Below are 24,447 nucleotides of genomic sequence, written 5' to 3' on the forward strand. Positions count from 1 at the left end.
ACCAGTGGGTTTGGCGAGGGGCTGGCCACCGACCGGCACCGGGCGAGCAACGTCGTTACCGACGCTGAAACAAGTGCTTGGTCCAGCGCAGCGGCGCGGTCACCCGCCAGGAGGTCGAGCTGTGGACCGCCGCCAATTGCGCCCGCGCCTGATCCCTCTCCGATACGACCTCGTACCGTTTGGCGAGGGCGGAATCCCGCTCCCCGGTGACCCAGTCGCGCATGGCCGCATCCTCGCGCCACAGGCCGAACTGACGGGCGATCGCCTGGCGCACATCGGCATCGAGCCGTTCGCGCATCGACGCCGACAGCGCATCCGCCTCGACCATCTTGAGCCGCGTCGACGGATTGCTGATCCCGGCATAGTGGTGAACGATCGGGTCTGGCGCGGTGGCGAGCCCAGGGATCGAATTCCAGGCGGTGTCGAGACGCGCGAGATGAGACCGGTTGGGTTCGTCCGGGCGATCCGGTCCAAGTCCCAGGCAGTCATCGTAGCCGAGTGCGTGGAGGATGGTCGCCTGGTCGAACCACGGATGCTCCAACTGGCCGATGTCCCAGACTCGTTCGAAGAACGCGCGCGACCAGTCGCTCACGCGGATCAGCATGACGCCTGAGTTGAAATGCGGAACGAAATCGGCGGCCATGACCTCCGACGTCTCCGGACCGTGCCAGGCCATGTGCAGATGGGCATCATCCACCGCAGCCGTCCTGACGTCGACATCGTTGCGAAGCACGATGGCATCGACGTCCATCCAGAGCACGAAGTCGAAATTGTCTTCGAGAGCGGCGCGGATCGCCTCGATCTTCAGCCATCCACGTGGACGTTTCCAATCGTTGCCGTGAACGAAGCGCTGCTGGTAGCCGTGCGCTGCCGCGAAGGCCTTCATGCGGGGAATCGTGAAATCCGCAAGCGGCCTCTGAACGGAATCGCAGGCAGTCAGAAGGCACACGCTGGACTTCACAAGGCTTCTCCGAACGCCTTCGCGTTGGCGTTGCCTTCGCACGTCCTTTTGGTGCAGCCAATGAACCGTCGTTCGCAATCGGCGCGTCAGATTCAGGCGGCGGCCGTCGCAGCCACGGACTCCAGTTGCGTGCGAATCCAGCGGTGCGCCGGGTCCTTCTGATAACGCTGGTGCCAGACCATGAACATCGGCAGCTCGGCCAGCGTGCGTGTGCGCGAGGCCAGTGGAATCTGCGCATGCGCGAAGCTGCGCATTACCCCGGAGGCCAGCAGGCTCGGCATGCTCGCCAGCATCTGCGTCCCGTGCAGGAACGACGGCACGCCGGAGAAGCTCGGCACGGAGATGGCGATGTCGCGGTGAAAGCCGTTCGCGGCAAGCCGGCGGTCGAAGTCGAGCCGTTCGTTGTCGGTATAGACCACGGTGATGTGGCGTGCCGCGAGATATGCGCTGCGGCTGCTTGGCGCGGTGCGCGCCTTCGGATCATAGTAGCAGACGTAGTGGTCGCTCAGCAGGCGCTTCTGCACGATGTCGATACCGGATGGCGGCAGCGGTGTGATCAGGAGGTCGCAACGATTCTCGCGCAGCATGGCAGGCGAGGGCGATTGCGAGGGGATCACGCGCAGATTGAGGTTCTTCACCTGTGCGGCGACATGTCCGAAGAAGCGCGGCAGCAGCAAGTCGCGCTGAAAGTCGTTGGCGGCGATCGTCAGCGAAAGTTGCGCAAGCGCCGGTTCGAAATTGACGCCGCCGGCGAAGCTGCGCATCTCGTCGATCAGCGCCCGCGCTTTTGCGGCCAGCGCCTGGGCATGGGCGGTCGCGACGATGCCGCGGCCGGACTTGGCAAACAGCGGATCGCCGGCGATCCGCCGCAGCTTGTTCAGGGCGTGACTGACGGCCGACTGCGTCAAGCCGAGCCGGGTTGCGGCGGCCGTCACCGAACCCTCCTCCAGCACGGCGAGGAACAGTTCGAGGGCGTGGCCGTCGAGGGCCAAATGATCGATTTTCTTCATGCAATATATTATAATCGATCTATTTATCTGTGGAATAGGCCGGCCCATGATCTCCGGATAAGCCGCGCGCCCGGACCGAGGCGCTACAGGGAGAGACAACGCCGATGAATGCCCAGGCGCCAGCCTTAAGGGATCCCCGCCTCAACAGCCCCGAGCCGTTCACGCCGCGTGATGGCGGCTTCTTCCAGCGCGACCGCACCATCCATCCGCCGGCCTACGCGCCCGGCTACAAATCCTCGGTGCTGCGCTCGCCGCGTCAGGCGCTGCTGTCGATCGAGAACTCGGTCTCGGAGATCACGGGGCCGGTGTTCGGCCACAACGATCTCGGGCCGCTCGACAACGATCTGATCCGCAACTACGCCAAGGACGGCGATCCCGTCGGCGAGCGCATCATCGTCCACGGCCGCGTGCTGGACGAGACCGGCCGCGGCGTGCCGAACACGCTGGTCGAATTCTGGCAGGCCAATGCCGGCGGCCGCTACCGGCACAGGAAGGACACGTATCTGGCGCCGATCGATCCGAATTTCGGCGGCTGCGGACGCGCGCTGACCGATGACACCGGCTACTACTATTTCCGCACCGTGAAACCCGGCCCCTATCCCTGGCGCAACTTCGTCAACAGCTGGCGTCCCGCCCACATCCACTTCTCGGTGTTTGGCTCGGGCTTTGCGCAGCGGCTGATCACGCAGATGTACTTTGAGGGCGATCCCCTGATCCCGGTCTGTCCGATCCTGACGACGATCCCGGACAAGGACGCGCTCGATTGCCTGGTGGCGCCGCTCGACCTCAACGCCTCGACCCCGTTCGACTCGCTCGCCTACCGCTTCGACATCGTGCTGCGCGGCCAGCGCTCCACCTATTTCGAAAACCGTCCCGAAGGGAACTGAGCCAATGCCGCAGCCGCTCAACTATCTCAAGGAAACCGCCTCGCAGACCGCCGGGCCCTACGTCCATATCGGCCTGATCCCTGCCATGGCCGGCTTCGACATTTTCGAGAAGAACTTTTCCAACGTGCTGGTGACGCCGAACACACAAGGCGAGCGCATCACGTTGGAAGGCAAGGTGTTCGACGGCAGCGGCTCGCTGTTGCGTGACGTGCTCTTGGAAATCTGGCAGGCCAACGCGGCCGGCCGCTACAACCATCCGGCCGATCGTTCGGTCGGCGCTTTGGACGAGGATTTCCGCGGTTGGGGCCGCGCTGGTTCGGATTTCGAGAGCGGGCTCGTGACGTTCGAGACCATCAAGCCGGGTGCGATCATCGACAAGGCCGGTCGGAAGTGTGCGCCGTACGTCAATATCTGGATCGTCGCGCGCGGCATCAATATCGGGCTCAACACGCGACTCTATTTCTCCGATGAAGAGGCTGCGAATGCCGCCGATCCCGTGCTCAACCTGGTCGAGCCCCCGTTGCGTCGCAAGACGCTGATCGCCACCCGCGGCGAACGCGCCGGCAAGGTCGTGTATTCCTTCACGATCAATTTGCAGGGGCCGGACGAGACGGTGTTCTTCGACGTCTGACGATCCGCGGATCGTCCCGCCGGATTATTCCAGCCTGTCGCTTCGACTAGCCGTTCCGCGCGCGATGAATTGCGGCGGTTGCTGACGCACCTCGCGCGATCCCGGCCGTTCCGCCGGATCGCGCCCCACTCTCGGCTTCAGTTCCGCCAGGTCGACGAAGATGTCCGCCTGCCGGCGCAGTTCGTCGGCGATCATCGGTGGCTGGCTGGCCAGCGTGGAGATGACGGTCACCCGGACGCCGCGGCGTTGCACGGCTTCCACCAGCGAACGAAAATCCCCATCGCCCGAGAACAACACGATCTGATCGACGTGCTCGGCGAGCTCCATCGCCGTCACGGCGAGGTCCACGTCCATGCTGCCCTTGACCTTGCGGCGGCCGGTGGTGGCGTCGACGAACTCCTTGGTGAGCTTGGTGACGACGGTATACCCGTTATAGTCGAGCCAATCGATCAACGGGCGGATCGACGAGTATTCCTGATCCTCGATGACGGTCGTGTAGTAGAAGGCCCGAATCAACGCGCCTCGGCCGCGAAATTCGCTGAGCAGACGCCTGTAATCGATGTCGAAGCCGAGCGCCTTGGAGGTGGCATGGAGATTGGAGCCATCGATGAAGAGTGCGATCTTCTCAAACGAAGACATTATGCACGAAGCTCCAGTTTCGCATGGAAGCCGGCAGTTTCGACCGCGAGGGCTCGATGTGGCGGCCGGGAAATACGAAGGTCGCTGACGGCCTGCCGAAAAAGCAGCGCAGACGACCGGACAGGGTGTGGCCGTCTTGCGCCAAGGTTAGGGAGGTCCCATGCCACCAGCGCCAGGGCGCCGAATGCAGCCACGATAAGGCGCGGGCATTCCGGGCTCAATCGTACGGAGGTAAACGAATCTTATCAAAAGGGTTGGTCGTTCTATACGAAGGTAAGTAGAAGCGCCGGGAATAGCGGCGGGCCCGGTCCGAAGTGGCCTGATCCCGGTTATGGCGCCTTCGATTTTCGAGCGACGAGCGCGCCGTCAAGGTCGTGTATTGCTTCGTGATCAACTTGCAGGAGCCGGAGGAGGTCGTCTTCCTCGACGTTTGCTTCACGTGACCAGGAATGAGCCGGCCGCATCCGATGATGAGGCCGGCTCTCTTGTCGTGGAGGAGCCTGTACCGCCGAGTTCCGTCGGCGACGCGCCAGCTAAAATCCTGTCGGTCCGACTGCTCCGACCCGCTTGACCTTGGTGGGATCCTTTTCGTCCATGTAGAAGAAATGGACCATCGTTGGCTTCACGGCGGCGATGTTGGGATCGTCGAAGCGCATCGCGACCTTGCCGTGGAAGATCTTGAGCTCGGGACTATCCCAGAATTCGACGACGTCGTGGAGCGCCGTAAAGCCGCGGTCGATGAATTGCCGCAGATTGCTGCGGATTGCCTCGCGACCGTGCCAATCGGCGACACCGAGATTGCAAACCGCATCTTCGGCGAAACAGTCAAAGCCCTTGCCGAAGGTCTTGTCGTCGATCTCTTTCCACATCGCGAGAAGCCATTCCGGCGGGGCGGTCTTGGTGAAAGTCTTCGTGGTCATGGTCTCTCCTCGAGGCTGGACAGCGGCAACATAACCGGGCACGCTATGGCGCAAATGCCAAAGACCCCTCGTTTCTCGCCAAGCTCCATGTCGCGCGCCACGCGGAACTCCGCGCGCGTGATCGAAGTGCTGGCTTATCCATCGGTGCAGCTGCTCGACGTCACCGGACCGCTTCAGGTGTTCGCGACTGCCAACGAGCAGATCGTGGAGGCGGGCGGAACGCCGCCTTATGTGCTTCGCGTGGTGGCGAAAGATCGCGCGCGTGTGACGGCGTCCTCAGGATTGGGGATTGCAACGGAGCCGCTGCCGCGCGTCGGCAGCGGGCTCGACACGCTGGTGGTTGCCGGAGGCCCGGGCGTTGACGCCGCCGCCTCCGATCCGGTTCTGCTGGACTGGCTGCGGCAGCGCGTGAAGAAAGCGAGGCGTGTGGCGTCGGTCTGCACCGGCGCATTTCTGCTCGGTGCATCCGGCGCGCTCGACGGGCGTCGTGCGGTGACCCATTGGTCGTATTGCGCCGCGCTCGCGCGGCGTTTCCCGGCCGTGCGCGTCGAGCCCGATCCGATCTTCGTGCGCGATGGCGCGATCTGGACCTCGGCAGGCGTGACTGCCGGCATCGATCTGGCGCTGGCGCTGGTGGAGGAAGATCTCGGCCGCACCACCGCGCTTGCCGTGGCGCGTTATCTCGTCGTCTTCCTCAAGCGGCCGGGCGGGCAGGCGCAGTTCAGCGAGGCACTGTCGCTGCAATCCGCCGAAGACGAGTTCGGCGCGCTGCACCAATGGATCAGCAAGCATCTCGCCGGCGATCTCTCTCTGTCCAGACTGGCGGGTGAGGCCGGCATGAGCGAGCGCAGTTTCAGCCGCCACTACGCCAAGGCCACCGGACTGACGCCGCTTCGGGCGATCGAGCGGCTGCGGGTGGAGGCTGCGCGACGGATGCTGTCGGAGACCCGCCTGCCGGTGAAGCGGATATCCCAGCGCTGCGGCTTCGGGTCGGAAGAGACCATGCGTCGCAGTTTTTTGCGCGTGCTGGCCACCGCGCCGCAGGACTATCGACGGAGGTTCGGCGCGTAAATCCGATCGAGCATGGTTGAATGGGGGCCGGTTGACCCGGCCCCCATTCGTTACTCCACGATCGCAGTCACGATGCCGGCACCGACGGTACGGTTGCCCTCACGGATCGCGAAGCGCGACCGCTCTTCGAGCGCGATCGCCTTGTTGAGCTCGATCGTGAGCTCGGCGCTGTCGCCCGGCATCACCATCTCGACGCCGTCGTCGAGTTGGACGGTGCCGGTGACGTCGGCCGTGCGGAAGTAGAACTGCGGACGATAGTTCTTGAAGAAGGGCGTATGGCGCCCGCCTTCGTCCTTCGTCAGCACGTACACCTCCGCCCGGAACGCCCTGTGCGGCTTCGCGGCACCCGGCCGCGAGAGCACCTGGCCCCGCTGCACCGCCTCCCGGTCGACCCCGCGCAGCAGGCAGCCGACATTGTCGCCGGCCTGCCCCTGCTCGAGGATCTTCCGGTAGGTCTCGATGCCCGTCACCACCGACTTGCGCGTCTCGCCGAGGCCGACGATCTCGACCTCGTCGCCGAGCTTGACGGTGCCGCGCTCGATCAGCCCGGTCACGACGGTGCCGCGGCCGGAGATCGACTGGACGCCCTCGATCGGCATCAGGAACGGACGATCCTTCGGCCGATCGGGCACTTCGATGAATGTATCGAGTGCCTCGAACAGCTTCAGGACGGCCTGGTCCGCGAGCGGACCGGTCTCGCCGCGCAGCGCCTGGATGGCCGAGCCGCGAATGACCGGCGCGTTGTCCCCGTCGTAGCTGTACTTCGACAGGAGATCGCGCACCTCGATCTCGACGAGATCGATCAGCTCCGGATCGTCGGCGACATCGCACTTGTTCAGGAACACCACAAGGCGCGGCACGCCGACCTGGCGCGCGAGCAGGATATGTTCGCGCGTCTGGGGCATCGGCCCGTCTACCGCGGAGACGACCAGGATCGCGCCGTCCATCTGGGCCGCACCCGTGATCATGTTCTTCACATAATCGGCGTGGCCTGGACAGTCGACGTGCGAGTAGTGCCGGGCCGCCGTCGAAAATTCGACGTGGCTCGTCGCGATCGTCAGGATCTTGGAATCGTCACGCGTACCTTGCGCAGCCGATGCCTTGGCGACGTCCTGATAGGAGACGAACGCGCCCCAGCCGTAGTCGGCCGAGACCTTCGTCAGCGCCGCCGTCAGCGTCGTCTTGCCATGGTCCACATGGCCGATCGTGCCCACGTTGCAGTTGGGCTTGAGGCGAGTGAACTTCTCTTTGGACATGGGACACCTGTGGTGCTCGAGCTCCCGTGCTGGATTTGCACGACTCGGGGCACCGCGAGAACTCGTTCGGCACCCGGAGCCGTATCCGCTCCGGGCCGCTTCGATTGTCAGGTGTGACGTTCGTTCAGGCGCAAAGCAGATCCACGGCGGACGAGGGCATTAGCCCTCCCGTCATCATCAGCACTGATGCTTGCTGTGACTGCCGCATTGTCGGTTGCCTGATTACAAAGTGAGGCGCGTACATAAGGGATGGCCGCGCCGTTTGCAAGAGGGCGCGAGCCGGCGGGCTATTCGCCGCCATGCAGCTGCTCCCGAAACGCACGCGGTGACAGCCCGGTGGCGGCGGCGTAGACCCGGCTGAAATAGGCGGGGTCCTCGAAGCCGAGCGCGTACGCAATCGTCGAGACCGGCAGATTTGTATAGACGAGGTTGCGGCGTGCCTCGCGGATCAGCCGGTTCAGGATCAGGTGCGAGGCGGTGTCGCCGGTGGCCGCCCGCGTGACGCGGTTGAGATGGGTCGGCGTGATCGCCAGCGCGTTCGCGTAGTCCGCAACGGTCCAACGCTCCAAATGATGCTGTTCTAGCAGGGCTTCGAAGCGGCGGAACAGATTTGATTCAGAGCTGCTGCCGGTGCCGCTCTCGCCGGTCAGCGCGCGTGCCACGAGTCCGATCATGGCGGCCGACAACGAACGCAGCACATGCGCGCGGCCGAAGTCGCGCGCGGCGTGCTCGGCAAAGATCTGCTTCATCGTCGCGCGGATCTGCGGCGTGCCGCGAACCACGGCCGATCGTGACAGCACGCCGCGCAGGCCCTCGGCAGCGAGCAGTGCCTCGTCCAGGATTTCCGCAGCGATGGTGAGAACCCAGCCCTGGGTCCCCGGTACGAAGCGGAAGCCGTGGACATGGCCGACCGGCACGTTGACGATCTGCATCGGCCTGAGCGGCACCACGCGTCCGTCGAGCGTCGCCTCGCCGCCGCCGCGCTCGATCAGCAACACCTGGTGCAGCCGGGCATGACGGTGCACGGCGAGCGTCCAGTCATGCAGCACCGAGCGCGACGCTATCGTCTCGCAATGGACGACGTCCGGCAGGTCGCCGGCTTCGCCGAACAGATTGTAGACCCGGATGGCCGGGGCGGGGGCTGCGGTTCTCATGTTCGAATAGTACAAGACAATGGCGAAACCCTCCATCGGTCCGGGCTGCGGAATCTGCAAAAAAGTGCCGACGGGAGGACGGAAAAATGAAAGTTCAGGTTTGCATCATCGGCGGCGGGCCGTCCGGGCTGCTGCTGTCCCAGCTTTTGCACCTGAAGGGCAGCGACACCGTCGTGCTGGAGAAATACAGCCGCGATCACGTCCTGGCCCGCATCCGAGCCGGCGTGCTCGAGCACGGCTTCGCCCGGCTGATGCGCGAGGCGCAATGCGGCGAGCGGATGGACCGCGAGGGTGAGATCCACAACGGCTTCGAGATCGCCCATGACGGCGTGCTCTCCCATATCGATCTGCACAAGCATTCCGGCGGCAATTCGGTGCTGGTCTACGGCCAGACCGAGCTGACGCGCGACCTCTATGAGGCGCGCGACCGGCTCAGCGGCAAGGTCGTGCACAATGCCGAGGACGTGACGCCGCATGATCTGACCTCCGACCGGCCCTATGTGACGTATCGGTCGAACGGCGAGACGGTCCGCGTCGACTGCGACTACATCGTCGGCGCCGACGGCTTTCACGGCGTCAGCCGCAGATCGATCCCGAACGATGTGCTGCGCGAGTACGAGAAGGTTTATCCGTTCGGCTGGTTAGGGGTGCTGTCGCGCACGAAACCGGTGTCGCCGGAGCTGATCTACGTGAAGCATGCGCGCGGCTTTGCGCTCTGCTCGCTGCGCTCACAGGTGCTGAGCCGCTATTACGTCCAGGTGCCGCTGACTGACAAGGTCGAGGACTGGTCGGACGATGCATTCTGGGCGGAGCTGAAGCGTCGCCTTCCCGATGAGGTTGCCGACCGTTTGATCACCGGCCCCTCGGTCGAAAAGAGCATCGCGCCCTTGCGCAGCTTCGTCGCCGAACCGATGAGCTATGGCCGCCTGTTTCTCGCCGGCGATGCCGCTCATATCGTGCCGCCGACCGGCGCGCGCGGGCTGAACAGCGCCGCCTCCGACATCCATTATCTCTACCACGCCATGCTCGCGCACTATCAGGATGGCGACGATTCCGGGCTGAAGGGCTATTCCGCCAAGGCATTGGCGCGGATCTGGAAGGCGCAGCGCTTCTCGTGGTGGATGACGATGCTGCTGCACCGTTTCCCGGATCGTTCCGAGTATGAAGAGCGGCTCCAGCAGACCGAGCTCGAGTACCTGTTGTCGTCCGAGACGGCGCAGCGCTTGCTCGCGGAGAACTATGTGGGGTTGCCGTTCTAGGCACCCCCACCGGACCATTAGTTCTGCCGCTACTTCCCCTCCAGCGTATTCACCGGCGTCCAGTCGGCCGACGGTGGATTCGCCGCCAGTGTCCGCGCACGCTTGGCAAAATATCGGCACGGCGGATCGTCACCCGAGGCGCTTTCGAACAGCGCGGCCGCTTTGGCGAAGTCGCGCGTACGCCAGCATGCAAGTCCCTTGGCGTAAGTCGCCGCGCGGATGCCCTGCTCCTGCGTCTCCTGGTTCTTCTCGGCGAGCGGCTCATACACCTTGATCGGCTCGTCGCGTCCCTGCACTCGGACCGTGTCCAGCTCGCGCCAAGTGTACGCGTTGCGGCTTTGGCTCACTGTCATTTCCGAGGCCATGATCGTCGTGCCAAAATATTTATTGGCGCCTTCGAGCCGTGAGGCGAGGTTCACGGTATCGCTCATGACGGTGTAGTTGAAGCGCCGGCGCGAGCCGATATTGCCGACCACGGCTTCGCCGCTGTTCAATCCGATACGGTGGGCGAGGCCACGGCCGTGGAATGCGGGATGATTTTCGTTGAGCTCTTCGAGCCGGTCGCGGCATTGCAGCGCGGCGGCGACTGCGTTGCGTGCATGATCGGGATCGTCGGCCGGTGCGCCGAACATCGCGACGATGGAATCGCCGATATATTTGTCGACATAGCCGCCATGCCTTTCGATGATGTCGGTCATGGCGGAGAGATAGTCGTTCATCAATGCGACCAGCTCGCTCGGCGTCATCTTCTCGGCAATCGAGGAGAAGCCGGCCAGGTCCGAGAAGAACATGGTGATGTTGCGCATCTCGCCGCCGAGCGCCGGCATCTTGCCGGAGGCGACCATGCCGTCGATCACCTCGGGCGCGAGGTAGAACGCAAAGCTCTGGCGCAGGAAGCGCTCCTCACGGTCGGCGACCACGAAGCGGTAGCCGATCATCAGCGCGAGCGCCGTGAGGCCCGCGAGCACGGGCTCGGTCAGGGGCAGTGCGATGGCATGCGTGAATGTGCCGACGGCGACAGCAGCGTAAGCGACGGTGAGCCCCAGCCAGGTAACCGCGGCACCGGTCGGAGCGAGCAGGCAGGCGGCTGCGGTAATGATCGCCGCGAACACAATTGTCAGGATGGTCCGCAGCGGAAAGCCGAGCTCGGTGACGGCGTCATGCTCGAGCAGATTTCGCACGACGGTGGCATGGACGAAGACGCCGGCGACCGCGCTGAGGGCTTGTTGCGCGGTGCTCGCAGGCGCGGGCAGGGCACATCGCGACCCCGGTGTTCCGTCATATCCGCCGGCCAGGCGCATCGAGGTGAGCTTGCGGTCGTCGAAATTGAGGATGCTGCCGAGCAGCACGATCTTGCCATCGAAGGCGCGGCGGAAGAACTCGGTGTCTCCCTTTTCGACACAGGCGCGCAAATCGGCGAAGGAATAGGCGGGGATGTCGCGGCCCATGCCGCGGAAGTTGAGCGTGAGCGTGTTGGGAACCGTGTTCGGGATCGCGTAGCCGGACAAATTCGTCACGCCGGTCGGTCCGGTCTCGGGCTTGGCATCGAGCGCGCGCGCGGCGAGTTCGACGGCCATGGTGGGTACCGGCTGGCCCGCGATGGGAAAGCTCAGCGGCATCCGCCGGATCACGTCGTCGGCGTCGGTATGGACGTTGAGCGCGCGGATATTGTTTTTCACTGCGAGTTGCTGCGCGTGATCGGGCCTGTCCGGATGGTCGTTGCTGAGAATTTCACCAAGCACGAGCTTGCCGCTGTCGGAGAGCTTCCGAAGAGCGATCAGATAGTCGCGATCAAATCCTCTCACACGGTTGCCGAACGACGTGTCGCCAAAGGGAATTTCCGACAGCTCGATCGAGCTCGGAAAGATGACGTCAAATCCAATAACCTTAGCGCCGCCCTCGGTGATGCTGCCGAGCACCCGGCCGATCTCGCGCGTCCAGGTCTGGGTCGGCGATCCCTTGAAGGGCGGGGTTTCGTAGGTCTCGCCGTCAATCGCCACGACGACGACCGGCGATGTCGCGGGATCGCGGCGGTCGCCGATCAGCTTCCAGCGTAAGGCCGTGAGAATGTCGAGCGAGAGACCCTGCAGGTTCTGCAATGGCGGAGACGTGAAAGCCGCGCCCGTAACGAGCGCAATCAGGATCGCCGCAACGATGTCCCGCCTGCCGATCCGCCGCATCGTTGCTGTCGCAGGCCGTCTATTCGAGCCGCAGCAGACGGCCGACGATCGGCGTCGGCGACGATGTCGCGCTGGCGTCGACCTGGAAGGCGTAGCGCTTGGCGCCGAGCTTCGCGAGATAGCTGCCGCCCGGCGTCAGCGACTTGCCGGCTTTCGAGAGGTCATAGAATTTTCCGGCGACCATGATGTCGCTCTTGAGCGGAAGGCTGATCGTGGGCTCCTTGCCGTCGGTGCGTTCGATCACCAGCGTGCTGCCGCTCTTGGCCTGAATCAGCGGGGCTGTGCCGTAGATCGTCGGCAGCTTGGCGGGGGCGCTGCCAGCATCGGCTCGCATGGTGCGGAACGTGGTCGCCGCGCTCTGGCTTGCCTCGCGCTCGGAGAGTTGCGCAGCGTTGGCGTCGCAGGGCACCTTGACGCGCTGGACGTTGCCGAGCTGCACGGTGCTTTGCTCGGCGCCGACCAGCACGACGCCTTCGGTGATGGTCTCGCGCAGGCAGGATTTCAGATAGCTGAGCGTGATGCCGGCCTTGGGGCCGAGCTTGATGATCTTGCCAGGCGCCACATAGTCCATGAATTCGATGCCGTCGACCTTGCCCTGCACGTCCTCGACGATGGCGGCGGGCGTCTCGGCAATGGCGGGAGCCGCGAGGCAAAATACGCCGGCGATGGCGCCGATCAGGCTTCTCATGACTTTTTCATCCAGTTCGAACGATACCCGACTGATCCACGTCCCGGCGGGAGCCTAGCAGCGGATGCCCCAGGCAAGTGTGATCAGAATCACTCTTGGTATTGGTGCACCCTGGCAGGAACAGGTTCAAACCCGTGATGGCAGAAAACGGCGCCGCGGCAAACCGTGACTGTCGACGCAATGTCAGACCGCGGCGGCTTCGTCCGTGCGGTCCAGGTCCGGACGGCTCCCGGTCGCTCCTAATATAAAGGGTGCGGGGGTGGCCCCGGATTTCGGCAACGGCGTCGCAACTGGCCCGGCGGCGATCCCCACCACCTCATCCCAGCGCGACAGAAAGGCCTCGACGCAGGCCGGGTCGAACTGCCGTCCCTGGTTCTCGACCAGATAGTCACGCGCCACGTCCAGCGGCATCGGCTCTTTATATGGGCGCCGCGTCGTCAGGGCGTCGAATACGTCGGCGACCGCGACCACGCGTGCGGCGACCGGGATCTCGTCTGCCTTGAGGCCGTTCGGATAGCCGGCGCCATCCCATCGCTCATGATGGCCTGCGGCAATTTGCGCACCGAGCTGGATCAGCTCGCAGCTGGAGTCGGCCAAAATCTTCTCGCCGATCGTGGCATGGGTGCGGATCACCGCCATCTCGTCGTCGGTCAGCCGGCCGGGCTTGAGCAGGATGTTGTCGGGAATGGCGACCTTGCCGACGTCGTGCAGCGGGGCGGCGAGATAGATGTCGCGGCAGAGCCGGGCGGGGAGGCCGAGCTGCTCGGCGATGATCCGGCTGTAGCGGGCGACCCGCAGCGTGTGCTTGCCGGTATCGTTGTCGCGGTATTCGACCGCGAGCGCGAGCCGCAGGATGATCTCCTCCTCGCGCTCACCGAGCTTGCGCGTTGCGGCAGCGACCTCGCTGGCCAGATGCGCAGCGCGATCGTTGAGCTTGCGTACGGCTGCACCAAGCTGAATCAAATTCCGCAGCCGCACCGTCATCTCGACGCTCTGCGGTGCCTTGGGCAGGAAATCGGTTGCACCCGCCTGCAGCGCTTCCATCTTGATGTCGTCGGTCTGCGGCCCGTGCTCGACGGCATCGAGCGCTCCGCCAACGAATTAAAGGAGTTCCGCGTCCAGGGCGATCCCACGCAGCTCGCCGATCTGGAGCCGCAGATCCTCCAGGCGCTGCGCGAGGTCGAAGCCGGCAACGAACGGCTCGGCACGCTGATGAGACGGCTCGTCGATGAAGGCGCCGAGTTCGAAGGCCTGATGAATTCCGCGCAGGGCCTGATGAGCTCGCTCGGTGAGAGCTCTGCGACGCTGCCCACCGTCGCTGCGCGCCTGGAGACGGCAAGCGCCGGCACGCATCGGTCGCAGCCGCAGGACGCGGCGCTGCTCGACGATCTCTTCGCGCGCTACACGATGGAGCGCGAGCGCGACGTCCACCGGGAATTTTTGCAAGCCCTCGGGCTGTCGAGCGCCGCCGCCCGCCGGGTCGCGGCGGTCGAGCCTGCGGATGACGGCATCGAGTTGTTTTGAGTTGCGGCCGGCGTCGCGCATGTGGCACCGGCAATTTGACGAATTGGTTTTGCGAGGTGTTAACCGTGGTGGAATACCCGCCATATCAGTCATTGTCGCGCCCCAGAGTTCGTCGCAAATACGTTTGAATATTACGACGGATGTTTTTCATGCTGAGAGACGGCAAATACGCTGCCTGGTTCAGGACCCCGCGCGGCCAGGGCACAGGCCTTGTCGAATTGGTCGAGGGGCGGATCTCGGGCCGCGACAGCTTCTTCACTTATGGCGGCTCCTATCAGGTCGATCAGCAACGCTTCACGGCTGTCCTGACCGTGAAGCGCCATGCCGAGGGCAATCCCAGCGTGTTTGGTCCTGATGAGGTCGAGGTCAATTTGACCGGCCTGTGCAGCGGCGCGATGGCGACATGCTCGGGCATGGCGCGAGAGGCGCCCGAGGTCGGGTTCGAATGCACGCTGATCTACAGCCAGGAAGAAGCGCTGCCAGCCGACGCCAAATGCGCGGTCCTCAAGCTCAATCCCGACAAGCTGCCCAAGGGGCTCGACAGCCGGTCGCGGTCACGGCCGCCGTTTACGCCCTCCAGGCCCCCCGCGTCCTGATGTGTGCCTTGCGCCTTAGCTTTGCGTTGACGCTGTTAGCGCGAAAGCGCCTGAGGACCGCGCCGCGGCAAGAGTGCTTTTAGAAGTGAAATCTAGGTTGAGGCCATAACAAAAGGCGGACAGGGATATGCCTCAGATCTGGATGACTTATGACGAACTCGCGACGCTTAGCGGCTGCACAGCCGCTGAAGCCAGGGTGCTGGCGCTGCATCTGTCGCTCGATCGCCGCAAGAGCCGCGATGGAAACACCCGCGTCAAGCTGGACTTTGGCTTGATGACCCGGTTCTTCGAGACCATTCGCGAGGGCGAATTCGGCCTCGATGATGCGGTCACGGCGCTGCGCGAAACCCACCGGCAGATGTCCGGCGGCTTCGACTCCGATCAGGACAGCTTCAGGCGCGGCGTGGCGTAAGTCCGTCGCTCCGGCAGCAGTCGGCTCCGTTCGAATCAGGCATAGTCTCCCAGCCGGAATTTGGCGCGACCTCCGGGGTTTCACACCGGAACAGGTCGAAGCCAACGGGATCCAGGCTGGGAGGTTGCCATGATGAGAGCTGTGTGCCTTGCGGGTGCGTTGGTTTTTGCGCTCCCGCCTCTTCTCGTGACGGCCGCCAGCGCCGAAGTGGTCAAACTGCGGGCCGAACTCAAAGGTAGCAACGAGGTGCCGCCCAACACGAGTTCCGGCTCCGGCAAGGCCGAGGCGGCTTTCGACACCGATACCAAGGTCCTGACCTATACGGTCACCTACGCGGATCTGACCGGTCCCGCGCTCGGCGCGCATTTCCACGGACCGAGCGAATCCGGCAAGAATGCCGGCATCGCGCTGCCGTTCAAGTCGACGCAAAGCCCGATCCAGGGCACCGCGACCCTCACCGAGACGCAGGCTGCCGATCTCCTGGCCGGCAAATGGTATGCGAACATCCATACCGCGGCCAATCCAGGCGGTGAGCTGCGCGGGCAGATGGCAAAATAATCTGTCGGACCAAGCTGCACGTCGCGCTCGCGATGTGAGCTGACGCCGCTCGCGTCAGGACGGCGGTCTGGGCAGGAAAGCCAGAATGGTTTGGGCGAGGCTGACGCCGAAGATGCCGCCGGCCGCCTTTTGCAGCACGTCGAGGAACCGCGGATCGCGGTCGGGCACCAGCGTCTGCAGGATCTCGAGTCCAAGGGCGACGGCGATCACGAATGCACAAGCCAGCCTGAAGCGTCCCGGCAGCAGGAAGGACAGCAGGAAGCCCAGTAGGCAATAGGCGCTGAAGCGCTCGATGACGACGACCCAATAGGCCTCTGCATGGCCCATCAGCACCGGCCTGCCCGCAAGCGTAGCCAGCGTGGCATAGACGATCAGCGCAAGGCAGATGGCCGCAGCTGCAATGAGATGATTTCGGCGCATTGCAGCATCATAGCCGGTCGACCGGCGTGCCGCTCTCGAAAGCGGAAAATATCGTTAAGGGGCGTATGTCGTCGATTGTGTGTTCATGACGGGTGGTTCGCACCGGGACATGTTCGGGCTGGCAACTGTTCGAATTCGGGCCAGCCGGGCAGGGTTACGCCACCAGTGCGCTGTCGCGGGCCGGAGCCGCGGCTGCGCTCGCCGCACGCCGCGACACCATCAATTCGCTGAATTTCGCGAAGGGCAGGGGCGCGGCGACGAGATAGCCCTGGCCCTCCTCGACGCCGCACGAGATCAGCGCGCGAACCTGCTCCTCGGTTTCGACGCCTTCTGCAACCACGGTCATGTGGAAGTCCCTGGCGAGCGCCACCAGCATCTCCACGATCGTCGTGGTCGAGGCGTCCACCGTGATGGTGTCGACGAAGAACTTGTCGATCTTGATCGTGTTGGCGCCGAGCCCCTTCAGCCGCGACAGCCCGCTATGGCCGACACCGACGTCGTCGATGGCCACGCGAAAGCCGTAGTCGCGCAACTCACCCACCACGGCCGCGGCGCGCGCCAGATCGTCGAGCTCGTCGCGCTCGGTCACCTCGAGCACGATCTGCCGCGCGGACACGCGTGCCGCAGCGACGGTGCTGCGGAGCGTTTCGACGAACCCTGCGCCGAGCATGTGCTTGGGCACGACATTGAACGAGAGCTTGAAATCCTTGTCGGCCTTGAGATGCGGCTGGAGGTCGGCCAGCGCGCGGCCGAGCAGCTGCCAGGTCATGGCCTCGATCCGTCCGCTGGATTCCGCAAGCGGAATGAAGTTCATCGGCGGCACCACCGTGCCGTCTTCGCGCAGCCAGCGCGCCAGGATCTCGCAGCCCCTGATCTCGCCGGTGTGAAGATCGAAGATCGGCTGGAAGTAAGGCTTGAATTCACCCCGCGCCAGCGCACGATCGAGATCGGCGACCGGTCCCTCCATCCGCCGCGTTCGCGACAGCAGAACGCCGAACAGCGCGCCGAGCGCAAGCGCGACCGCCATCGCCGGCCAGTAGACGTCGCTGTTCCATGTCGACAGCACGGATCTGTCGATGCGAATGACCGCGCGCAACGGATAGCGCGCTGAGCTTTTCTCAAAATCAATCGGATGCGCCAGCGTCTTGTCGGCGTCGAGCGCGAACTCGCCGAGCTGTGCGCCGTTCTTGAGTGCAAGCAGCACCTCGCCATGGGCGCGCAGCTCGGCCGGCATGATGTCGAACAGGCTGGAGTTGATGCCGAGAATGGCGACCAGTGCCTTGTCGTCGCCGATGTCCCTGAGCACGCCGAGCGCGTCGCCGCCGAACTGCTCGACACGAAACAGCATCAGCTTCGAATCGCGCGACGCAAGCATGTCGGCCCGATCGACCCAGCCCTTGTCGAATTCGAGCGTCTCCGAATAGGCCGAGCAGATCACCGAGCCGTCGGAATTGACGAGACGGACATCCTTCACGGCGGAGCGTTGGTAGACGTGGAGGCGGATCGCCTGGAGCGAGGCGGGGGCGCATGTGGCGAGCCCGCGGCTGGCCAGCTCGTCAAGGCTTGCGGTCGCGAAGTCGACGGCGAATTCGGACCGGCGCAGCACGACTTCGGTCAGCTCGTCGAGCTGGCGCGTCTGCTGATCCCGAATGAACCGCGTCGCCGCGATGTGACCGGCAAGGGCGAACGCAGCCATGCCCGCAAGCACGAGCACCACCAGTGAGAGTTTCGGCCGTGCTGCTTTCATCCGGCCCGCAAAGGTTAAGAGAATGTGACGAGAACTCTAACCTCGGAGGCGCTAAGATAGGGTTTAAGGCGACCGCATGCGGCTGCGTGAACCTCAGTTCACGGATCAACCGACGGGGCAGCTCCCGAAGGTCTCCCGCCGCGATGGATGGTGTCGGCGGCGTAAGGCGTGGCGGCGCAAATGCGATTTCACACTGACGGGACTGAGATGGCGAGCGCCGGTACCAGTTTCCCAGCTTTCCGGCCTAGTCACCCACAATCGCCACGCCACGAACAAGATATTAACGGCGAACCAAATCGACATCGCAATTAGGAAAGAGTTTGCCGTGATGGGCTCCGCCTCCCGCATTCCTTTAGGGCACAATGCTGAGGCGGCCCGAGAGTTCCCCTCGTCGAGGATTGGGCAAGCGATCGGCGCCGCCCAAATTCTCGTCATCCGCGGTTCTCGCCCGTCGGGGCAAGCGCGACGACGATCGTCTCACTGCAAGACGATGGTGCCGGCGGGGCGCGCGCTGTTCAACGCCGATTGTAGGACCAGCCCTTGTCGACGTTGGTCGGCCAGCGCGCCGCGAAGTAGGGATTCTTGAGGCAGTTATGCGCGGGATCATAGATCCGGTCCGCACATTCGTGGAAATTCAGGAATCGGCAATCGAAACCAAACGCACACCAGGGGGCCCCATTCGGGAATCCGAACCCCACGGGAACTTGCGCCGACGCCACGGAAGGCAGACCCAGGAGCAACGCTACGACGAGTGCGCGGGACAACATGGTGCAATCCTCCAACAAATTATCGATCGGGTACCGAGGCCGTCGAGCAATTGCCTCGGCGACAAACAGCCGACTTTCAGTTGGAGAGCCTAACATCCGCGCGCGGACAGATCGAGAGCGCTGCGGCGTCCGGAATGCGTCGTTTTGCGACTTGCATCCGGCTGCTGCCGACGGCAGTGGCCCGCATCCACGAATTGTCGCTCGCGCGGCGTGCGCCCGCTAGCTCTTCTTGGCGGCCTTTGACTTGAGCGCCAGGCCGAGACGCAAGGCCATGCGCTTGATCGCGTCGGGTGATCGCCCGAGCTGCTTTGCGGCCTCCTCCAACGACGTCGAAGATTTGGCCAGCTCCATGAGCCGGCGGTCTTCCTTGAACGACCAGGGCTTCCGCGCCATAACCGAAATGATCCTCTTGCATCGACACAACGACAAAGCCGCCAAGCGGACCCATGTCGCTCGACGGCTTTGCTTGGGTGGGGCCGGGCTCTTGGGGAAGCCCGGTGCGGAGATGGATATGCGATTGGCGAGACTTCGCAACAAACAACGGGGATTAAGCTAACCCCTCAACCTTACCGCGAGGAAATCGGCGCCTGGCGCTCCGTACAACTCCGGGGTTTTCCTTGTCTCGCGCCGATCAGCGACGGTCGCGGCCATCCGGCCTGACGCCCCGCGACCACGTCCGATTGCCGCCGAACCGGTCTCCGCTCTCCCCGCAAGACCGCTTGCGAGATTTTCACATGCGGTCGGACGATCTCGCGTGAAAGTTGCAAACTCTGATTCGTTGAAATTCCTCCAGGCGCGCCATCGGAAAAATTGTTCCGTCACCCGATGCTGCGCGCCGCATCGATTCAAAATTCGTTGAAGATCGATGTCGTGCAGGAGTCCGCGCGCGTATCAGCCGTTTCTCGTCTGCATCCGTCACGAGATCGTCGAATTCGTTCGGCTATGATCGTGTGAGCGATACGAATAACAAGAAGATCGAGATGATTCAAAAAACGCTATCTGCAAAGCCTCTGGCGAAGATGAGAGAACGGGCATTCGAAGGTGCGTTTCTCGGCATTGCGCTGATCGCAATGGCGGGATGGGCCTATTTCATCATTCTGCTGTCGGTGAAATTCTTCTTCTGGCTGTTTGGTTGATGCGAACGGCCAGGAAGCAAGCACGCTGCTGCCCAAAAATTCCCGCCTGTGACGACAAAATCAGCGACCGCGATCACGATCTCGACACAACTCGAAGATGAGAATGTTCGCTCGCCGAATGGAGGCGACGGATACGCGGCCAAAGTGAGAGACGTTCGGATGAGCTGGGTTTCGATTCTGATTTCGACCTTCGTTGGCTTCTGCATCGGCTATGCGATGCGCGCGCGGCGGGCGCACAGGGAACAACGACCGATCCACGCTGCCTGGGAGCGCCAGCACGTGTCCTTTGCCAGGGCGCGTCGTGCGTTCTGAGTGGATTCAGCCGAAACCACATCCCGCGAAGGTAACCATGCGAGGCAGGTTAGGCCGTGCCCGATATCGTTCCCCTCGCATGCCCTCATTAAGTTGCGCACGGTTCTTGCAGGCCTGTTGGTCTGAACGGCCCGTGGATCGCGAAAAAGGTGCGCCATGACGAGCGTCAGGAACAACAATGCGCCGCGGCGATATTTTGTTGATGCGGTCGGCAGGCGCGTTCTGATCGGTCTGACGCTCGAGGAGACCTTTGAGTTCGAGCGGCTCGACAGCGAGCCGGATGGCGGCCGAACCGGAGCAATCTGGATCGAGCGGAGCGCTCAGCCTGCTCCCGGCGAGCAGCGGTGGCTGGAGCTATATGCCAAGCATGAAGACGCATGGAAAGTCTGGATGGCGCAGAGCCGCGTCGATCAGCCTTACCTCTAGTCTTACAGGCCGGAATTTCAGGTCGATTCGTCCGGGAAGGGCGGCGCGGGAAAAAGCTTCGCGAGGCGGTCCAGCCCGATCCCGCGTACTCCAGCGTCCAGAGCATGCCGGGCCATGACGTGCCTGAACTTCCATTCAGGGCCCGAAAACTGGTCCGCGTCCCAGATCTGCGGCTTCGGACGACCATCCAGGCCGCGAATCCAGACGAAGTAGGATGCGTCCATCCTCGTGTGAGTCCCTCTTGCAGATCGACGCGGTCAGCCTGCCGTCACATCTTGCGGGACGGCAGCTGCCACGAAGGGGTGGGTCGATCCGCTAGCCGAGGCCGATGCGCTTCTGCTGATAGCCGCGATCGAGAATGGTTTGCCACCAGTTGCGGTTGTCGAAGAACCAGCGAACCGTCTTGGCCAGGCCACTTTCGAAATTCTCGTCAGCGCGCCATCCGAGCTCGCGCTCGAGCTTCGAAGCATCGATCGCGTAGCGGCGATCATGACCGGGGCGGTCGGCGACGAACGAAATGAGGCCGCGCCGGGGGCCCGCCGTGCGCGGCGACATTTCGTCCAGCATGTCGCAAATACTTTCCACGACGTGCAAATTGGTGCGCTCGTTTCGGCCGCCGACATTGTACGTCTCGCCGATTGCGCCGCGCTCGAGCACGAGCGTGAGCGCCTTGGCGTGGTCCTCGACGTAGAGCCAGTCGCGAATGTTCTGGCCGTCGCCGTAAACCGGCAGCGGCTCGCCGGCGAGCCCTTTGATGATGATGTGGGGAATGAGCTTCTCGGGAAAGTGATACGGCCCGTAATTGTTCGAGCAGTTCGTCACCATCGTCGGAAGGTCGTAGGTCTCGCGCCAGGCGCGAACCAGATGATCGGAGGATGCCTTGCTCGCCGAATAGGGCGAGTTGGGCGAATAGGACGTGGTCTCGGTGAAGTAGCCATCCTTGCCGAGCGACCCGAACACCTCGTCGGTGGAGATGTGGAGAAAGCGGAACTGCGAACGGCGGTCCGGGCTCAGCCCCCTCCAGTATCGCAGCGCTTCCTGCAGCAGCGTGAAGGTGCCGACGATGTTGGTCTGGATGAATTCGCCGGGGCCGTCGATCGAACGGTCGACATGGCTCTCCGCCGCCAGGTTCATCACCGCGGCGGGCTGGTACTTCTCGAACAGCTTGCGAAGCGAGGCCGCCTCGCAAATGCATTGCTTCTCGAACGCATAACGCGGGTTTGCCTCGGCGTCAGGAATCGACTCGAGGTTGGCCGCATAAGTCAGCTTGTCGATGTTGACGATGCGCGCGTGCGTGTCGCGGAGGAGATGACGGACGACTGCGGAGCCGATGAAACCCGCACCGCCCGTGACGAAAATCGTGGAGCCTTCGAAACGCATGTGTGATCTGCCTCAGTCTTGAGCGGCGAAGGAACGGGCAACCGATTGCAGATACTCGCCGTAGCTGCTCTTGGCGGTCCTCTCTGCAACCTTCTTGAAGGCTTCGAGAGAAATGTAGCCGCGCCGCAAGGCGATTTCCTCGGGGCAGGCGATGCGCAGGCCCTGGCGCTGTTCCAGGATCTGAACGAAGTGGCTGGCTTCGACCAGCGAGGCGTGCGTGCCGGTGTCGAGCCAGGCAAACCCGCGCCCGAGCACTTCGACGAACAGGTCGCCGCGCGCGAGGTAGGCGTTGTTCACGTCGGTGATCTCGATCTCGCCCCGCGCCGAAGGTTTGATCCCTGCAGCGATCTCGACCACGCTGTTGTCGTAGAAATAGAGGCCGGTCACGGCCACATTCGACTTCGGCTGCTTGGGTTTCTCTTCGATCGAGCGCGCACGTCCGTCACTATCGAGCTCGACCACGCCGTATTGCTCGGGTGAGTTGACGACGTAGCCGAAGATCGTGGCGCCGCTCTTGCGAGTTGCCGCCCTGGCGAGCATCTCCGGAAGTCCGTGGCCGTAGAAGATATTGTCGCCGAGAACCAGCGCGACGGAATCCGATCCCACGAATTCGCGGCCTACGATGAAGGCGTCGGCAAGACCGCGCGGGGTGTCCTGCGTGGCGTAAGAGAAGTTGACGCCGATCTCCGATCCATCGCCGAGCAAGCGCTGGAACAGCGGCTTGTCCTGCGGCGTCGAGATGATGAGAATGTCGCGGATCCCAGCGAGCATCAATGTCGACAGCGGATAGTAGATCATCGGTTTGTCGAAAACCGGAAGCAGCTGCTTCGATACCACTGTCGTGACGGGAAAAAGGCGCGAGCCTGTTCCGCCAGCGAGTATAATTCCCTTCATAGGTCCCTCTGGTTTACCAATTCGAAAATATCAGATAGTGTGCGCTGCACAAGATTGTTGTATGTGCGGAGCTGAAGTCGCTGGAATGAACGTTATCAAGACAGATCTGCCCGAGGTTTTGATCATCGAGCCGAAGCTATTCGGCGATCAACGCGGCTTTTTCTTGGAGACCTACCAATTCGAGCGCTACGCGCAGAGCGGGGTTGCGCAGCCGTTCGTTCAGGACAATCTGTCACGCTCACGTCATGGAGTGTTGCGTGGGCTGCACCTACAGAATCCAGGCACGCAGGGCAAGCTGGTCACGGCGCTCCGCGGCCGGGTTCTGGATGTTGCTGTCGATGTTCGCGTTGGTAGCCCAAATTTTGGGCGTCATGTCGCTGTCGAGCTGAATGAGGAGAATCGGCGGCAATTGTGGGTTCCTCGCGGCTTCGCGCATGGCTTTGCCGTTCTCTCCGAGACGGCCGATTTCTTCTACAAATGCGACGCGCTCTACAGCCCGAAGGATGAGATCTCGGTTCGATGGAACGACCCGGCGATCGGTATCGACTGGGGCCTCGCAGATCCCTCACTGTCGCCCAAGGATGCCGATGCGCCCTTGCTCGCAGATGTGAAGAATCTCCCGCGTTACGGAGAGATCTGACATGAGGATCCTGCTGACGGGCTCTGCGGGGCAGGTGGGCGGAGCTTTGCTTCCGCTGCTTCGGGAGCGAGCTGATATCGTTACGCCGCCGCGGGAACAGTTTGATCTGTCGCGGCCGGACGAGCTTGCCGGCAGGCTGGATTCGATCAAGCCGGATCTGATCATCAATCCCGCGGCCTATACGGCTGTCGATCGTGCGGAAGACGAGCGAGAGCTCGCGTTCCGGGTCAACGCGGAATCTCCCAGGGCCATCGCCCAATGGGCGGCGCCCCGTGGCGTGCCGCTGGTGCATTTTTCGACGGACTATGTCTTCGACGGCTCCGGCGAAAGTCCCTGGCGCGAGGACAGCACGCCGGCGCCGCTCTCGGTGTACGGCCAAAGCAAGCTTGCTGGCGACCAGGCCATTGCCGAGGCCGGTGCTTTGCATGTGATCGCGCGCACGTCCTGGGTGTACGCTGCAACCGGTGCGAATTTCCTCAAGACAATCGTGCGCCTCGCCGGAGAGCGCGAGCAGTTGCGGATCGTCGCCGACCAGATCGGCGCGCCGACGACAGCCAATGCGATTTCGCAAGCGGTGGTTGCGATGCTGCCGCGGAGTGACGACGACCTTCGCAAGACGTTCGAGCAGCGAAGCGGCGTCGTCAATCTGGTCTGCGCCGGCGAGACCAGCTGGCACGGCTTTGCGACTGCGATCGTTGCCGGGTTGCAGTCGAGGGGCGCGAAATTCGCCGTGAAGGAAATCGTTCCGATCCGATCGGACGAATTTCCGGTCAAGGCGAAGCGGCCCTCCAATTCTCGCCTTGATCTCACGCGGCTGCGCGAGCGGTTCGGCATTACGCCGCCGAGCTGGCAGGAGGCGCTCGATCGCGAGCTGGATGCCCTCAAGGCGACGATCTGAACGCTGGTTCACGGGGCCGCATCAGAGCACAACGTTCCGCGGCCTTTAAACTTTGTTAACCATCCAGGGCCCATTTTCCGG

26 protein-coding genes and 1 pseudogene are annotated in these 24,447 nt (G+C 63.4%); 12 read left to right on the forward strand and 15 right to left on the reverse strand.

Going from position 1 to position 24,447, the window contains the following annotated elements:
* Positions 1 to 55: 55 nt before the first annotated feature.
* Both FXB40_RS21805 and FXB40_RS21810 read right to left on the reverse strand, forming a co-directional pair.
* Positions 56 to 886, reverse strand: coding sequence for a putative nucleotide-diphospho-sugar transferase (locus FXB40_RS21805; protein ID WP_148774228.1), 831 nt, complete (start codon positions 884 to 886; stop codon positions 56 to 58).
* 167 nt (positions 887 to 1,053) lie between these two features.
* Positions 1,054 to 1,971, reverse strand: a complete 918-nt coding sequence (locus tag FXB40_RS21810; protein WP_187437047.1) for a LysR family transcriptional regulator — start codon at positions 1,969 to 1,971, stop codon at positions 1,054 to 1,056.
* Positions 1,972 to 2,075: 104 nt separating this feature from the next.
* Here FXB40_RS21810 and pcaH point away from each other — a divergent pair, with 104 nt between their 5' ends.
* A complete protein-coding gene (gene pcaH, locus FXB40_RS21815; protein WP_148774230.1) occupies positions 2,076 to 2,858 on the forward strand; it encodes a protocatechuate 3,4-dioxygenase subunit beta in 783 nt (260 codons plus the stop codon).
* 4 nt (positions 2,859 to 2,862) lie between these two features.
* The gene (gene pcaG, locus FXB40_RS21820) at positions 2,863 to 3,489 is read left to right on the forward strand and encodes a protocatechuate 3,4-dioxygenase subunit alpha (RefSeq protein WP_148774231.1); all 627 of its coding nucleotides are present in this window, start codon (positions 2,863 to 2,865) and stop codon (positions 3,487 to 3,489) included.
* A gap of 24 nt (positions 3,490 to 3,513) precedes the next feature.
* Here pcaG and FXB40_RS21825 read toward each other — a convergent pair whose 3' ends face one another.
* Positions 3,514 to 4,128 carry a LabA-like NYN domain-containing protein gene (locus FXB40_RS21825; protein ID WP_148774232.1) on the reverse strand — a complete coding sequence of 205 codons (615 nt, stop codon included), beginning with the start codon at positions 4,126 to 4,128 and terminating at the stop codon, positions 3,514 to 3,516.
* A 533-nt stretch (positions 4,129 to 4,661) separates the two neighbouring features.
* Entirely contained in the window at positions 4,662 to 5,048 is a 387-nt protein-coding gene (locus tag FXB40_RS21830) for a nuclear transport factor 2 family protein (RefSeq protein WP_148774233.1), read from the reverse strand.
* A gap of 87 nt (positions 5,049 to 5,135) precedes the next feature.
* Here FXB40_RS21830 and FXB40_RS21835 point away from each other — a divergent pair, with 87 nt between their 5' ends.
* Positions 5,136 to 6,119 (forward strand): GlxA family transcriptional regulator, encoded by a 984-nt coding sequence (locus FXB40_RS21835; RefSeq protein ID WP_430647813.1) that lies wholly within the window; start codon positions 5,136 to 5,138, stop codon positions 6,117 to 6,119.
* 50 nt (positions 6,120 to 6,169) lie between these two features.
* Here the strand turns inward: FXB40_RS21835 and tuf are convergent, their stop codons facing one another.
* Both tuf and FXB40_RS21845 read right to left on the reverse strand, forming a co-directional pair.
* Positions 6,170 to 7,375: an elongation factor Tu gene (tuf, locus tag FXB40_RS21840; protein ID WP_148774235.1), complete on the reverse strand. Its 1,206-nt coding sequence runs from the start codon at positions 7,373 to 7,375 to the stop codon at positions 6,170 to 6,172.
* 287 nt (positions 7,376 to 7,662) lie between these two features.
* A complete protein-coding gene (locus FXB40_RS21845; RefSeq protein WP_148774236.1) occupies positions 7,663 to 8,565 on the reverse strand; it encodes a helix-turn-helix domain-containing protein in 903 nt (300 codons plus the stop codon).
* A 50-nt stretch (positions 8,566 to 8,615) separates the two neighbouring features.
* Between FXB40_RS21845 and pobA the strand changes: the two genes are divergently transcribed.
* Positions 8,616 to 9,788 (forward strand): 4-hydroxybenzoate 3-monooxygenase, encoded by a 1,173-nt coding sequence (gene pobA, locus FXB40_RS21850; protein ID WP_148774237.1) that lies wholly within the window; start codon positions 8,616 to 8,618, stop codon positions 9,786 to 9,788.
* Positions 9,789 to 9,817: 29 nt separating this feature from the next.
* On the opposite strand, the gene FXB40_RS21855 is transcribed toward pobA, so the two are convergent.
* The 3 genes and pseudogenes from FXB40_RS21855 to FXB40_RS21865 form a co-directional block, all read right to left on the reverse strand.
* On the reverse strand, positions 9,818 to 11,968 hold the full coding sequence (locus FXB40_RS21855; protein ID WP_148774238.1) for an adenylate/guanylate cyclase domain-containing protein: 2,151 nt from the start codon (positions 11,966 to 11,968) through the stop codon (positions 9,818 to 9,820).
* Positions 11,969 to 11,987: 19 nt separating this feature from the next.
* Positions 11,988 to 12,656 (reverse strand): hypothetical protein, encoded by a 669-nt coding sequence (locus FXB40_RS21860; protein WP_148774239.1) that lies wholly within the window; start codon positions 12,654 to 12,656, stop codon positions 11,988 to 11,990.
* A gap of 183 nt (positions 12,657 to 12,839) precedes the next feature.
* Positions 12,840 to 13,718, reverse strand: a pseudogene (locus tag FXB40_RS21865) (HD-GYP domain-containing protein); the annotation flags it as partial.
* 611 nt (positions 13,719 to 14,329) lie between these two features.
* On the opposite strand from FXB40_RS21865, the gene FXB40_RS21875 reads away from it, so the two are divergent.
* The 3 genes from FXB40_RS21875 to FXB40_RS21885 all read left to right on the forward strand — a co-directional run bounded on the left by FXB40_RS21875 (position 14,330) and on the right by FXB40_RS21885 (position 15,746).
* Positions 14,330 to 14,776 (forward strand): hypothetical protein, encoded by a 447-nt coding sequence (locus FXB40_RS21875; RefSeq protein WP_148774240.1) that lies wholly within the window; start codon positions 14,330 to 14,332, stop codon positions 14,774 to 14,776.
* 127 nt (positions 14,777 to 14,903) lie between these two features.
* Positions 14,904 to 15,188 (forward strand): hypothetical protein, encoded by a 285-nt coding sequence (locus tag FXB40_RS48040; protein ID WP_187437048.1) that lies wholly within the window; start codon positions 14,904 to 14,906, stop codon positions 15,186 to 15,188.
* A 129-nt stretch (positions 15,189 to 15,317) separates the two neighbouring features.
* Positions 15,318 to 15,746 (forward strand): CHRD domain-containing protein, encoded by a 429-nt coding sequence (locus FXB40_RS21885; protein WP_148774242.1) that lies wholly within the window; start codon positions 15,318 to 15,320, stop codon positions 15,744 to 15,746.
* A 54-nt stretch (positions 15,747 to 15,800) separates the two neighbouring features.
* Here FXB40_RS21885 and FXB40_RS21890 read toward each other — a convergent pair whose 3' ends face one another.
* The 3 genes from FXB40_RS21890 to FXB40_RS48045 all read right to left on the reverse strand — a co-directional run bounded on the left by FXB40_RS21890 (position 15,801) and on the right by FXB40_RS48045 (position 19,073).
* Positions 15,801 to 16,166 (reverse strand): VanZ family protein, encoded by a 366-nt coding sequence (locus FXB40_RS21890; RefSeq protein ID WP_148774243.1) that lies wholly within the window; start codon positions 16,164 to 16,166, stop codon positions 15,801 to 15,803.
* A gap of 154 nt (positions 16,167 to 16,320) precedes the next feature.
* Positions 16,321 to 17,913 carry an EAL domain-containing protein gene (locus FXB40_RS21895; RefSeq protein ID WP_148774244.1) on the reverse strand — a complete coding sequence of 531 codons (1,593 nt, stop codon included), beginning with the start codon at positions 17,911 to 17,913 and terminating at the stop codon, positions 16,321 to 16,323.
* Between the two features lie 986 nt (positions 17,914 to 18,899).
* Complete coding sequence (locus FXB40_RS48045) at positions 18,900 to 19,073, reverse strand: hypothetical protein (protein WP_187437049.1); 174 nt, start codon at positions 19,071 to 19,073, stop codon at positions 18,900 to 18,902.
* 557 nt (positions 19,074 to 19,630) lie between these two features.
* Between FXB40_RS48045 and FXB40_RS21905 the strand changes: the two genes are divergently transcribed.
* From FXB40_RS21905 to FXB40_RS21910, 3 genes are all read left to right on the forward strand, one after another.
* A complete protein-coding gene (locus FXB40_RS21905) occupies positions 19,631 to 19,816 on the forward strand; it encodes a hypothetical protein (protein ID WP_148774246.1) in 186 nt (61 codons plus the stop codon).
* A gap of 159 nt (positions 19,817 to 19,975) precedes the next feature.
* Positions 19,976 to 20,128, forward strand: coding sequence for a hypothetical protein (locus FXB40_RS48050; RefSeq protein ID WP_187437050.1), 153 nt, complete (start codon positions 19,976 to 19,978; stop codon positions 20,126 to 20,128).
* 156 nt (positions 20,129 to 20,284) lie between these two features.
* Positions 20,285 to 20,554, forward strand: a complete 270-nt coding sequence (locus tag FXB40_RS21910; RefSeq protein ID WP_148774247.1) for a hypothetical protein — start codon at positions 20,285 to 20,287, stop codon at positions 20,552 to 20,554.
* Positions 20,555 to 20,571: 17 nt separating this feature from the next.
* On the opposite strand, the gene FXB40_RS21915 is transcribed toward FXB40_RS21910, so the two are convergent.
* From FXB40_RS21915 to rfbA, 3 genes are all read right to left on the reverse strand, one after another.
* The gene (locus FXB40_RS21915) at positions 20,572 to 20,778 is read right to left on the reverse strand and encodes a hypothetical protein (protein ID WP_148774248.1); all 207 of its coding nucleotides are present in this window, start codon (positions 20,776 to 20,778) and stop codon (positions 20,572 to 20,574) included.
* 91 nt (positions 20,779 to 20,869) lie between these two features.
* A complete protein-coding gene (rfbB, locus tag FXB40_RS21920; protein ID WP_148774249.1) occupies positions 20,870 to 21,934 on the reverse strand; it encodes a dTDP-glucose 4,6-dehydratase in 1,065 nt (354 codons plus the stop codon).
* Between the two features lie 12 nt (positions 21,935 to 21,946).
* Entirely contained in the window at positions 21,947 to 22,828 is an 882-nt protein-coding gene (gene rfbA, locus FXB40_RS21925) for a glucose-1-phosphate thymidylyltransferase RfbA (RefSeq protein WP_148774250.1), read from the reverse strand.
* Positions 22,829 to 22,913: 85 nt separating this feature from the next.
* Here rfbA and rfbC point away from each other — a divergent pair, with 85 nt between their 5' ends.
* Positions 22,914 to 23,468 (forward strand): dTDP-4-dehydrorhamnose 3,5-epimerase, encoded by a 555-nt coding sequence (gene rfbC / locus FXB40_RS21930; RefSeq protein WP_148774344.1) that lies wholly within the window; start codon positions 22,914 to 22,916, stop codon positions 23,466 to 23,468.
* 1 nt (position 23,469) lies between these two features.
* Positions 23,470 to 24,366, forward strand: coding sequence for a dTDP-4-dehydrorhamnose reductase (rfbD, locus tag FXB40_RS21935; RefSeq protein ID WP_148774251.1), 897 nt, complete (start codon positions 23,470 to 23,472; stop codon positions 24,364 to 24,366).
* Positions 24,367 to 24,447 lie beyond the last annotated feature (81 nt).

This window comes from Bradyrhizobium rifense (assembly GCF_008123425.1).
Classification (GTDB): domain Bacteria; phylum Pseudomonadota; class Alphaproteobacteria; order Rhizobiales; family Xanthobacteraceae; genus Bradyrhizobium; species Bradyrhizobium rifense.